Annotated in this window: 8 protein-coding genes; 4 read left to right on the forward strand and 4 right to left on the reverse strand. The window is 62.3% G+C overall.

The window, feature by feature from the left end; all coding sequences use genetic code 11:
* Positions 1 to 32: 32 nt before the first annotated feature.
* Positions 33 to 2,324 carry an SUMF1/EgtB/PvdO family nonheme iron enzyme gene (locus HDE75_RS12810; RefSeq protein ID WP_183677297.1) on the reverse strand — a complete coding sequence of 764 codons (2,292 nt, stop codon included), beginning with the start codon at positions 2,322 to 2,324 and terminating at the stop codon, positions 33 to 35.
* A gap of 19 nt (positions 2,325 to 2,343) precedes the next feature.
* Positions 2,344 to 4,569, reverse strand: a complete 2,226-nt coding sequence (locus HDE75_RS12815) for a coiled-coil domain-containing protein (protein WP_183677296.1) — start codon at positions 4,567 to 4,569, stop codon at positions 2,344 to 2,346.
* Positions 4,570 to 4,892: 323 nt separating this feature from the next.
* Here HDE75_RS12815 and HDE75_RS12820 point away from each other — a divergent pair, with 323 nt between their 5' ends.
* The 3 genes from HDE75_RS12820 (at position 4,893) to HDE75_RS12830 (ending at position 7,117) form a co-directional block, all read left to right on the forward strand.
* Positions 4,893 to 5,132: a hypothetical protein gene (locus HDE75_RS12820; RefSeq protein WP_183677295.1), complete on the forward strand. Its 240-nt coding sequence runs from the start codon at positions 4,893 to 4,895 to the stop codon at positions 5,130 to 5,132.
* A 134-nt stretch (positions 5,133 to 5,266) separates the two neighbouring features.
* Positions 5,267 to 5,848 carry a YXWGXW repeat-containing protein gene (locus tag HDE75_RS26970; RefSeq protein WP_311735109.1) on the forward strand — a complete coding sequence of 194 codons (582 nt, stop codon included), beginning with the start codon at positions 5,267 to 5,269 and terminating at the stop codon, positions 5,846 to 5,848.
* Positions 5,849 to 6,094: 246 nt separating this feature from the next.
* Positions 6,095 to 7,117 (forward strand): transporter, encoded by a 1,023-nt coding sequence (locus HDE75_RS12830; protein WP_409254915.1) that lies wholly within the window; start codon positions 6,095 to 6,097, stop codon positions 7,115 to 7,117.
* Positions 7,118 to 7,158: 41 nt separating this feature from the next.
* Here HDE75_RS12830 and rnk read toward each other — a convergent pair whose 3' ends face one another.
* Positions 7,159 to 7,566: a nucleoside diphosphate kinase regulator gene (gene rnk / locus HDE75_RS12835; RefSeq protein ID WP_183677293.1), complete on the reverse strand. Its 408-nt coding sequence runs from the start codon at positions 7,564 to 7,566 to the stop codon at positions 7,159 to 7,161.
* Between the two features lie 509 nt (positions 7,567 to 8,075).
* Between rnk and HDE75_RS12840 the strand changes: the two genes are divergently transcribed.
* Positions 8,076 to 9,968, forward strand: a complete 1,893-nt coding sequence (locus HDE75_RS12840) for a putative bifunctional diguanylate cyclase/phosphodiesterase (RefSeq protein WP_311735110.1) — start codon at positions 8,076 to 8,078, stop codon at positions 9,966 to 9,968.
* 56 nt (positions 9,969 to 10,024) lie between these two features.
* Here the strand turns inward: HDE75_RS12840 and HDE75_RS12845 are convergent, their stop codons facing one another.
* Positions 10,025 to 11,713, reverse strand: a complete 1,689-nt coding sequence (locus tag HDE75_RS12845; RefSeq protein WP_409254912.1) for a peptide chain release factor 3 — start codon at positions 11,711 to 11,713, stop codon at positions 10,025 to 10,027.
* Between the last annotated feature and the right edge of the window lie 120 nt (positions 11,714 to 11,833).

The following is an 11,833-nucleotide window of genomic DNA, read 5'->3' on the forward strand; positions in this document are numbered from 1 at the left end:
ACCGATAGCAAGCCGAATCCGGCAATAAGAAACTAATCAAGCTTGCGCGCCACGCGAAAGCCGACGATATCATTCGACAGCACGATGGAAAAGCCATTGCGCAAGGCCGAGCGCAGATAGCGCGGGTGGTACAGCCATGAGCCGCCGCGCAAGATGCGCCGGCTGCTGTCGCCGCCCTCTTCCCAGGCACTGCCATCGACAGGCGCGCCCTCGTAATTGTCATGCACGATGTCCTGCACCCATTCCCATACGTTGCCATGCATGTCGTACAAGCCCCAGGCATTCGGCGCAAACGTGCCCTGCGGGCTGGTGCCGCCCCGGTAGCTGCCGCGCGGGCCGCCGTTGTAGATGTACAGGCCATCGTAATTGGCTTGCTCGGTGCTGATCGTGTCGCCCACATTGAAGGCCGTGCGCGTGCCGGCGCGGCAGGCATATTCCCATTCTGCTTCGCTGGGCAAACGATATACCTTGCCGGTTTTTTCCGTCAGCCAGGCGATATACAGCTGCGCATCCTTCCAGCTGACTCCCACCACCGGGTGCAGATCGGTTTGCACAAAGCCGGGATTGTCCCAGTCCGTCTCCGCGCCGCCTTCCCAGCCGGTCGCCTTGACGAATGAGCGCCATTCGCCCACGCTGACCGGATGGCGCGCCAGCGCGAACGGCTGCGTGATGCCCACCCAGTGCTGCGGCGTTTCTCGCTCCAGCCAGGTCTTTTGCGAACCCGCCTTGATCGCCACCTGGTGCTCAGTCTCGTGCGCGCCCATCTGGAAACGGCCGCTGGGTATGCTCACCAGTTCCGGCCCCTGGCCCGAGCCATCGAGGAAAGCGTCGCGCAGCAAACCCTCGGCATTGACCAGTGGCGCATCGGCAGCAGCTGCTTCTGCTGACTGTGGCTGCGGCGGCGCCTGTTCGCTGGAAGCGCGGCTGGCTTGCTCCTTGCGGGCCCGCTCCTGCTCGGCGCGGTAGGCCGCTTCGGCTTTCGCCTGGATCGCCTTGCGCTGCAATTCCTGGTGCGCCTGCAGGGCGGTGGCGGCATCGGCTTCGCGCCGTGCGCGCAACTGGCCACGCAGCGCTTCCTTGCGCAACTTGCGCGCTTCTTCCGCTTCCATCGCCCGCTGCGCTTCCTGTTCGCGGCGCAGCTTGTCCTGGCGCTGCTTTTCCACGGCCGCCGCCTGGGCCTCGACCTTGCGGCGCTGTTCCAGTTCCTCTTCACGCCGGCGCGCTTGCTTGCGTGCCTCTTCGGCTGCCAGCGCCGCCTGCTTTTGCTGTTCGACCAGGCGTGACTGCTCCTGGCGCGCCAGTTCGGCCAGTTCTTCGGGCGACGGTCCGGCGGCACGCTCCAGCGCTTCGAGCAAGGCTTGCACCGATTGCGGACGCAATTCCGGCGTCAGCGAAAAGCCGTTCTGCAGCACTTGCCATTGCGCTGCATTGAGTGCTTGCGGCGCGGACGGCAAATGGTCCGCGCTGCGCGCATCGTCAAACGGCATGCGCCCTTCGAGCATCTGGTAAATCATCACGGCCACCGCATACACGTCCAGGCGCGGGCTGGGCTGGCGCTGGTGCGTGCCCGCTTCGGGCGCGCGATAACCGTGCGTGCCCGCGTTCGGCGTTTCCAGTCCCAGGCTGCTGCCCGCATTGCGCACGCGCGAAGCGATGCCGTAATCGAGCAGCTTAACGTCGCCCTTGGCCGTCAGGAAGACATTGCCCGGCTTGATGTCGCGGTGTACCAGCTTGTGTTTTTCCCAGGCATACGACAGGGCTTCAGCCACCGGATGCAGCAATTGCTGCACGGTCGCCAGCGGCAGCCGTCCCTCGCGCGCCAGATAATGCTCGAGGTCTTCGCCATCGAGGCATTCCATAATGATGAAATAGCTGGCCGTGGCCGGATCCTGCGCCCATTCATACACGCGCACGATGTTTTCATGTGCGAGTTTTCTCGCCTGCGTGGCTTCCTCGATCAGCAGCCGGGCGTGCGTGGCGCTCTGCGTCAGCTGCGGTGGCAAAATCTTCAGGGCCACCATTTCGCTGCTGCCCAGCTCCGCATGCGTGGCCAGGTCGGTTGCCTGCCACACCTGGCCCATGCCGCCCGTGGCGATCAGCCTTTCAAGCCGGTAGCGGCGGTTTTGCGGGCCGATTTCCTGCCCGGTCATGAAGCCCAGCTCCGTGCCCTGGCGTACCGGCGCAGACGCGGCTACGCCGCCCGGCGGCGCGTACTCGGCGTCGAGGATGGCGTTCTTGCGGTGTTCAAATTCCTGCTCGCTGAGCAGCCCATCATCATGCAGGGCGCGCAGTTCTCGCAGTTTATCTCGTGCTTTTTGCATCATCTCAGGTGAAACACTTCCTTCAAGGCTGCAGGGCTACGCCGCAGGTGGCGCAAAATTTATCTTCTGGGTGACCGGTCCGCTGCGCATGGCCGTTCTGGCAGCAAGCCGTTTTCGGCGGCGCGCTCACCTCCGGCAACTGGCGCCGCTCGCGCTCGGCCTGGCCTTCCCTATCCCGATATGCGCGCTCCTGGGCCACACTCTCTTGCGCCATGCGCATGGCGTCCAGCGGCGCGACACTGTTTTCGGCCGCCGCCAGCGCCGCCAGCGCGTGTATCTGTTCGGCGCTCATGCCGGCCTGCAGCTGTGCCTTGAGCACTTGCGCCAGCGCGCCCGCATTCGGCCCGGCCGCCATCGCCACCTTGCCCGTATCGCTCAGGCTGCCGATCTTTTCGATGCGGTCGATGTCGATGCGCGCCAGCTCGGCGGCATGCGCCTGCCGTGCCAGCAACGCTTCGTATTCACCCTTCCAGCGCGCGTAATCGCTGTCGCGCTGCTGCGCCATGCCCAGCAGTTCACGCTGCCATTGCGCTTCGTGTTCCAGCTGGCGCAGCTGCTGGCGCTGTTCCTCCACGGCCAGCGCGTCGAGCTGCGCCAGGTGCGCCTGCTGCTGCAACTGGCGCGCATGCACGCCATCCGCCTCGATGGTGCGCAGCAGTTTTTCCTGCTGCGCGATGGCGTCCTCGCGCGCGCCGCCACGGCGCAGGGCAGCGACCTTTTCGGCCACTTCGGCCGCCTGCACCTGGGCGACTTCATCCTTGTGCGCTTCGGCCCGCAGCAATTCGCGCTGGCGCGCCAGCTGCATCTGGTCTTCCCATTCCTGTACCCGCTGCGCTTCACGCTCGCGCGCGGCGTTGGCCAGCACGGCTCCTTGCCAGACGGCCTTGTGCTGCTCCGCTTCCAGCTGCGCTTCGCGCTGGGCCGCATCCGCCTCTGCCTGGCGCAAGCGCGCCAGCTGCGCGCGGCGGCCCGCCTCGTCATCGATCAGCAGCGCGCTTTCCACCTGCTGCGCGATCGACTGCAAATGCACCTGGTGCGTAAAACGCTGCTGCGCCAGTTGGATCTGTTCGCGCCCGTTCAGCTGCGACAATTCCAGTTCGCTGCGCATCTTGATGGCCGCCAGCGCACGCACATGTTCCCAGTGTGCCGCTTCGTCGGCGCGCTGCGCACCTTTCTTTGCCAAAACCTGTTCCAACTCGCCCAGCGCCTCGGCCGCTCCGTGGTCGAGCGCCTGGCGCCGCGACTTTGATTCCAGGATGCGGCCATACAGGTCGATCTGGCGTCCGCGCAATGCTTGCAGGCGTTCCGCTTCCTGGTGCGCCAGCTCGGCCGCTTCCACCGTGGCATCCTGCCGCAGTTCGGCGCGGCGGTGTGCATGGCGCGCCTTTTGTTCTTCGCTGCGGATGCGCTGCCATTCCTGTTCATCGTATAGCTGGTCGGCCCGCTGCATCTCTTCCACGCCGTGCTCCGGTGCGCCACCCAGCCACAAGGTGCCGATAGTGGTATCGCCATCGCTGCTGCCAGCTTGTTTGTCATGGCGCAGGGTCAGCGTTTCCACGCGCGCCACGGCCAGGCCCGACTGGGCCAGGCGCTGTGTCAGCGACGACGACAGGCGCTCATTCAATTGCGGGCGCAGGTCGGCATTGGCGTCCATCTCGCGCAGCGCGCGGCTGCCCGTAAATTCCAGCGCAATCTGGCGTACCGACGGCAGCAGCAAGGCGTGCAGGTGGGCGCGCGTGACGGCGCCGGGAGCGCGCATGAACTGGCGCGCGAACGCGTCGGGCTGGCCCAGCGCGATATCGATGCGCAAGGTGGCGGCAATGCCCAGCAATTCCGTGCTGGCCAGGTCGGGCAAGTCGAACTCCAGCGCCAAGGCGTCGGCGCGCGCGATCAGCACTTCGGCCGGGCGCGCCGGCAACAGGGCCGGCAAGCGCGCAAAAAAGGCCGCGCTATCGTAGTCGCCGGCAGGTAGCAAGTTAAAAGCATCCGATTGCACGATCCAGGCACGCGACTCAAGCGGCACCTGCAAGCGCTTGGCCGCAGCACCGAACAGCGAAGTCAGTTCGCGCAGACCAAAAAACAGGGCCAGCTGATCGTCGGCCAGGCGCCACTGGTTGGCATGCAGCACAGTTTCGCTGCCGGGCGCGCCCAGCGACAGGCCGCATTGTCCGCAATAGCCGGCGGCGGCGCCGTTCTTGTGTTCGCAGCGCGGACAGCGGGCGCCGCCAAAACCAAACAGTTGGAACATGTGTGACTCCTGAAGATATTGTTGTGCCCACCCGACCAGGCCGCCATGCCGATTCTAGCAGGGTGGCTGGCCTGACACTGCCTTGCACCTTTGATATGCAGTTTTAAATAATGCCATACGGCAATTGCATTCATATCTGCGGATACAGGGCTATTTAGCCCTCAATTCAGACGGTGGCGCCAGTTGCCTGGCTTGCAAGCGTTTCAGCGCTGTTTTTTTGCAGGTCATCCCGCTAAAACCACGGCTGGTCGCAAGTCCATGGCGCCATGGGCGGCAGGTGGCTACAGTGCATCCATACCCACCCGCCCCCGAAAGGAACGATCATGAAAAATACCCTGAAAAACATGGAAATCATCTTCACCGTCGCTGCGGCCATCGCCTGTTCAGCCAGCTATGTCAGCTTTATGCAGCCGCCAGCGGCTAATACGGCCCAGGCCGCTTCCTCGGCCAGCATGCCCGTCGTCACCATCAGCGCCAAGCGCATGACAGCGGAAGAGAAACAAATTTCGCTGATGCAAGAGCGCCAGGCACTGCTGACCACCCCTGCCATCCATACGCTGTAAGGCTATCCTTGTATCGGAAACGGATACATCGCTTGCAAGCATTGTGTCAGATGTAATAAGTTGCTTCAAAGCCCAAATTACCACCGGCAAATCGCTATAGTCCATTCCATGCCACCACCGAAATGGAGTAGAACATGAACCGCCTCACGCAACCCCTCGCCGTCTACGCAGCAGCTGTACTCGCCGTCAGCGCATGCGCCTTCCTGCCTACGCAAGCCATGGCGCAAAGCCGGGTTGACGTGAGCATCGTTGTCAACAACGCCCCGCCTGCACCCCGCTTCGAAAGCGTGCCGCCGCCGCGCCGCGGTTATGTCTGGGCGCCGGGCTACTGGGACTGGGATGGCCACCACCATGTCTGGAACAGGGGCGTGTGGGTGCGCGAACAGGGCGGCAACCAATACCGCAGCGCCGTCTGGGTACAGCAAGGCAATGGCTGGCGCCTGGACCGTGGCGGCTGGGTGACGGTGCAGCCGCAACCCGTGGTCTACGAAGAAGTCGTCGTCGCCCCGCCGCCGCCGCGCTTTGAACGCGTGCCGCATCCGCGTTACGGCTACGTGTGGGCGCCCGGCCACTGGGAATGGCGCGCCCGCAGCTACGCCTGGTCGCCAGGCGTATGGATTGCCGAACGCCCCGGCTATGTGTATGCGGCGCCGGTCTGGAGCCAGCGCGGTGGCCGCTGGCACATGCAAGAAGGACGCTGGTCGCCCCGTGGTTGAGAACACCGAATAAAACCTGCTGCGCGTCGGCATAGGCGGCCTGCGATGCTCAACGTACCTTCGTACGGCTGCGCTTCTTAACCACCTCTTCCTTCCGCTCGCTACGGTTTTATTCGGTGTCGATGCGAAGTATTCATTAATTGTGACAAGGCCGCCACAGCGGGCGGCCTTTGTCATTTTCCTGTCATCTGGCTGTCATATACTAGCTGCAAGAATGCTTTGCGCAGAAAGTCAATCACGATGGCGATGGAAACTGCCGGTTTTACTTACGGCTCCGATACCTCAGGCCTGGTCTGGGGTTTTTTGTTTGGCCGGACGGCGCAGCCGCTGGCGCTCGATTCAAACGCGGCGCAAGCCTGGCTGGACAACAGCGCCACCCATCCGCCCCACGAATTCGTCTGGCTGCACTTCAACCTGTCGCATGCGGCGTGCGAACGCTGGCTGCAAACGCATACCAGCCTGGCCGCGGAATTTTATGAAACCCTGCACCAGGGGTCGCGCTCGACGCGCATCGAGCAGGCTGAAAACACCTTGATCGCCGTGGTCAACGATGTGGTGCACAATTTTTCCTTCGAGGCGTCCGATATCGCCACCATGTGGTCCAGCGTGGCGCAAAACCTGGTCATCACGGCCCGCCGCGCGCCGCTGCAATCGATAGAACGCCTGCGCCAGGCCGTGATCAAGAATCACGAGCCGATACGTTCGTCGGTGGAATTGCTGATCCATCTGCTGCGCGACCAGGCCGACGTGCTGGTCAACATCGTGCGCGACGCCGTAGCCCGCGTCGACGATATCGAAGACCATCTATTGTCCGGGCGCCTGACGCCCAAGCGCAGCGACCTGGGCGCCATGCGCCGTGTACTGGTGCGGCTGCAGCGCCTGCTGGCGCCGGAGCCGGCTGCCCTGTTCCGCCTGCTGCAGCGGCCGCCTTCATGGATTTCGGAACTCGACAGCCTGGAATTGCGCCAATCGACGGAAGAATTTTCGGTGGTGCTGAGCGATATGTCGTCGCTGCAGGAACGCATCAAGCTGCTGCAGGAAGAAATCGCCGCCAGCGTCAACGAGGGCAATAACCGCAGCCTGTTCGTGCTGACCATCGTCACGGTGCTGGCCCTGCCGATCAACATCATCGCCGGCATGCTGGGCATGAACGTGGGCGGCATCCCGCTGGCCCAGCATCCGCAGGGCTTCTGGATCATCGTCGCCCTGATCGTCACGTTCACGGTGGTGGCAGGCTGGATCGTGGCGCGCATACAAAGAAATAACTGACGCCAGGACGAGCGGCAAACACCGTTCGCCCCGTTTTCACCTTAACGGTGGAATTCGCCGGCGCGCTCGGGCTGGTAGACGATTTCCTCGATCTTCACCTTGACCACGCCACCCGGCATGGGCCAGGCGATGCTGTCGCCCACCGACAAGCCCAGCAGCGCGCTGCCGACTGGCGCCAGCACGGAAATGCGGTCAGCCTGGCCGTCGACGTCTTTCGGGTACACCAGGGTCAGGCAGAATTCTTCCCTGTTCTCGACCGTGAAGCGCACGGTCGAATTCATCGTCACCACGGTCGGCGGAATCTCTTGCGGCTCCAGCACATCGGCGCGGCCCAGCTCATCGAGCAAAGCGGCCTTATCGGGCGACAAGTTATTTCCCAAGGCATACAACAATGTTTCCAGTCGTTCCACGTCTTGTGATGACAAAATTATTTTTGGTTTCTTTTCCAAGATATCCTCACTGATCAATATTTACACCGCGATTCAAGCGGCGATACATGCGGCGATACAAGCAACGTCCTGTTTTGCGGGCGGCAAGGCGCACACGACAAAACAAACGACATTAGAACGCCCATCTTCGACGGATTATGGACGAACTCGGCGGGCAAGGCCATAGCGTTCGGCTGTTCCCCTCTAAAATTTATTAGAATCAATGACTTGCAAGATGCGATTTACAGCGGAAATTAAAATAAAGCAGAAATACCGCAGCAGAGCAGCATTTTCCTCGCGACAGCCATCGGCTTTATTTACTGAAAGCATGTCTTTACACAAGAAAAAACAGACGCTGAAAAAAAGATTAGAATCGCCTTTGAACATTATCCAAAAGACATGAGTGAAATTTTATATGCTGGCGCCTGACTTGAGGAGCTTACGATGGTTTTAACAGACGGAAATTAAGAGATGGCGGGGCAAGCCAACATCAAACAGGACGGCACGCTGTTCTGGCCAGGAGCCGCACCGTGAAGGCGCGGTTGACACTGCCATCGGCGCGCTGGCGCGGCGACCAGGTCGCCCGGCAAAACCTGCTGATCGCCGGCGCCACGCTGCTGGCCGCCAGCATGCTGCTGGTGCTATTCCAGGCGGTGGCGCTGCAGACAGAACTGCGGCGCAAGCTAACGGTGCAAGCCAACATGCTGGCGCCGGCCGCCAGCCAGGCGCTGCGCCAGTCCAGGCATCTGCTCGCCGAACAGGTATTGGCGCCCCTTTCGGCCGCCCCCGATATCGAACAGGCGCTGATTTACGGCCCGAATGGCCTGCCCTACGCCCGCTACGCGCGCAGCAGCGCCGAGGCCACACCCACCGTGCCGCAAGCCGGTACGCATACGGATTGGCTGGCTGGCAGCGCGAGCGTGTTAAAAGAGTTGCCAGGCGGCGGCGCGCTGCTGCTGCGGACCAGCCTGGCATCGTTGTACCGTAGCCTGGCGCAATTCGCCGCCTTCACCATGGCTATCGGCCTGTGCGCCTTCGGTATCACCATGCTGATGGTGCACCGCACGCGCGCCGCCGCCGAGCAGGCGGAAAACCATTTGCACTATCTGGCCCATGTCGACCCGGTCACCACCTTGCCGAACCGGCATGAATTCAACGATGCGCTGGCCTATGCGCTGATGCGTGCTGATCGCCAGGAAAGTAGCGTAGGCTTGCTGCTGCTGGACCTGGACAACTTCAAGGTCGTCAACGACACCCTGGGCCACCACCACGGCGACCAGTTGCTCAAACTCGTGGCGGAGCGCTTGAAACTGATACTGCGCACCACCGACATCATTTGCCGCATGGGTGGCGACGAATTCGTCGTCATCATCGAACCGGCCGACGATGCCCGGGAGATGGCCAGCGTGGCGCGCAAGATCCTGGCCGTGCTGGCCAAGCCGTTCGCGCTCGATGGCCATCAGTTGTACCTGGGCGCGAGTATCGGCGTGAGCCTGTATCCATTCGATGCGCGCGATGGAGCCACCCTGACGCGCAACGCCGACACGGCCATGTATCACGCCAAGCACCAGGGCAAGAACCGCTACGCCGCCTTCCAGTCCGACATGGCGCTGCGCGCCCAGCGACGCCTGCGCATCGAAGCAAACTTGCGCCAGGCGCTGCAAGATGGCGAGCTGTCCTTGCACTACCAGCCGCAGATCGACTTGCGCAGCGGCCGCATCGCCGGCGTGGAAGCGCTGGTACGCTGGCAATGCCGCGAGATGGGAGAACTCAGCCCCGGCGAATTCATCCCCGTCGCCGAGGAAAGCGGCGTCATCGTCGAACTGGGCCGCTGGGTGCTGCACAGCGCCTGCCGGCAGGCGGCCGCCTGGCACAAGGCGGGCTTGCTCGACACCCTGGAACACGTGGCCGTCAACCTGTCGGCCAGTCAGACGCGCGATGCAGGACTGATGGACGATATCCGCGCCATCCTGCACGAAACCCAGCTGCCGCATGGCTTGCTGGAGCTGGAAATCACCGAAGGCGTCATGATGGACAATGTGCAGACCAATGTGGAGCTGATGCAGCGGCTGCAGGAAACCGGCATCCACCTGTCGATCGACGATTTCGGCACCGGCTACTCCTCGATGTCCTACCTGCAGCGCCTGCCGATCGACCAGCTGAAGATCGACCGCAGCTTCGTGCACGACCTGCCCGGCGAAGGCGAAGCGATCGTCACGGCGATCATCGCCATGGCGCGCAGCCTGAAATTGAAAGTGGTGGCCGAAGGCGTGGAAACCTTGCGGCAAGTGGAGTTTTTAAGAAAGGCCGGCTGCGACAATGCCCAGGGCTTTTTCTTCGCCCGCCCGATGACGGCGGCACAGTTGACGGCGCTGCTGCTGGAGCGGCGCGACTGGAGCAGTCGGACGGTGATGTTGGCTTAGGCCAACTAGACGCAGATAAAAGCTGGGGTCAGACCCGGCGGGTCTGACCCCGGTATTTAAGCTAATTTAGCCGAATGTTCACGCGTGGCATGGAACTTCAGCTTCGGCCAGCGCTCTTCCGTCAAACGCAGGTTCACGCCCGACGTGGCCAGGTAAGCCATATTGCCAGCCGCATCGTAGGCCACGTTGTGGCCCAGCGCGTTTTCGAAGTCTTGCAGGATGCGCTTGTCATCGCAGCTGACCCAGCGGGCGCTGCTGATGCTGGTGCCTTCGAACACGGCGTCGACGCCGTATTCGTTCAGCAGACGGCTGGCGACCACTTCGAACTGCAGCACGCCGACGGCGCCCAGTACCAGCTCGCCGCCCTGCACCGGCTTGAAGACTTGCACTGCGCCCTCTTCGCCCAGCTGCTGCAAGCCCTTGTGCAACTGCTTGATTTTCAACGGGTTACGGATGCGCACCGAGCGGAAGAAGTCTGGCGCGAAGTACGGAATGCCGGTAAACGTCAGCATTTCGCCTTCGGAAAAACTGTCGCCGATCTGCATGTTGCCGTGGTTGGGCAAGCCGATGATGTCACCCGCGTACGCCTCTTCCACCTGTTCGCGCGAAGACGCCATGAAAGTCACCACGTTCGACACCTTGATCTCGCGGCCCAGGCGCAAATGCTTGACCTTCATGCCGCGCTCGAAACGTCCCGAACACACGCGCAGGAAGGCGATGCGGTCGCGGTGGGCCGGGTCCATGTTTGCCTGGATCTTGAACACGAAACCGGTGAACGGCTGCTCGGATGGCGCTACCGCACGCACGGTTGCATCGCGCTCGCGCGGCGCAGGCGCCCAGTCGACCAGCGCCGACAGGATTTCGCGCACGCCGAAGTTGTTGATGGCCGAACCGAAAAATACGGGCGTCTGCACGCCGGACAGGAATTCTTCCAGGTTGAACGGATGCGAAGCACCGTGCACCAGTTCGACTTCCATGCGCAGCTGGTCCATCTCCAGCGGGAACATCTCTTGCAGGCGCGGATTGTCGATGCCCTTGATGATTTCAAAGGCGCCGTCGGCTTTTTCTTCACCGGCCTTGAACAGCATGATCTCGTCATTCAAGAGGTGGTACACGCCACGGAAGTTTTTGCCCATGCCGATCGGCCAGGTGACGGGCGCGCACTGGATCTTCAGCACCGATTCGAGCTCGTCGAGCAGTTCCAGCGGATCGCGCGTCTCGCGGTCCATCTTGTTCATGAAGGTGACGATCGGCGTATTGCGCATGCGGCACACGGCCAGCAGCTTGATCGTCTGCGCTTCCACGCCCTTGGCTGCATCGATCACCATCAGCGCCGAATCGACCGCTGTCAGCACGCGGTAGGTATCTTCCGAAAAGTCCTGGTGGCCTGGCGTGTCGAGCAGGTTGACGACATGGTCGCGGAATTCGAACTGCATTACCGAGGAAGCGACGGAAATGCCGCGCTGCTTCTCGATCTCCATCCAGTCCGAGGTCGCGTGGCGGCCCGATTTGCGCGCCTTGACGGTACCGGCCATCTGGATCGCGCCCGAGAACAGCAGCAGTTTTTCCGTCAGGGTGGTCTTACCCGCATCCGGGTGGGAAATGATGCCGAAGGTGCGGCGGCGCTGTACTTCACGCGCGATCACGGCGGGCGCCTTGCTGCTGGGAGCCGCTGCTGCGGACTGCTCGATATCGATGGAATCGTCGGATGTCATGTCGTTCTCGTTGGCCATATTGGTGACCATGATATGGCCCTCGCAAAAAACCCTCGATTTTACAGACTCCCGGGCATTCCGTGTGAACTGTTCCACTCTTGCGCCCCAGTAGTTTTGCCTGTGAGACATTGTTAAATCAGTACTTCATCA

The organism is Janthinobacterium silvisoli (assembly GCF_014200725.1).
Lineage (GTDB): Bacteria > Pseudomonadota > Gammaproteobacteria > Burkholderiales > Burkholderiaceae_D > Janthinobacterium.

Excerpts from the sequence above, each read along its gene's own strand:
- HDE75_RS12810 (WP_183677297.1), bottom strand. The coding sequence starts at position 2,324 with ATGATGCAAAAAGCACGAGATAAACTGCGAGAACTGCGCGCCCTGCAT.
- HDE75_RS12815 (WP_183677296.1), bottom strand. The coding sequence starts at position 4,569 with ATGTTCCAACTGTTTGGTTTTGGCGGCGCCCGCTGTCCGCGCTGCGAA.
- HDE75_RS12820 (WP_183677295.1), top strand. The coding sequence starts at position 4,893 with ATGAAAAATACCCTGAAAAACATGGAAATCATCTTCACCGTCGCTGCG.
- HDE75_RS26970 (WP_311735109.1), top strand. The coding sequence starts at position 5,267 with ATGAACCGCCTCACGCAACCCCTCGCCGTCTACGCAGCAGCTGTACTC.
- HDE75_RS12830 (WP_409254915.1), top strand. The coding sequence starts at position 6,095 with ATGGAAACTGCCGGTTTTACTTACGGCTCCGATACCTCAGGCCTGGTC.
- HDE75_RS12845 (WP_409254912.1), bottom strand. The coding sequence starts at position 11,713 with ATGGTCACCAATATGGCCAACGAGAACGACATGACATCCGACGATTCC.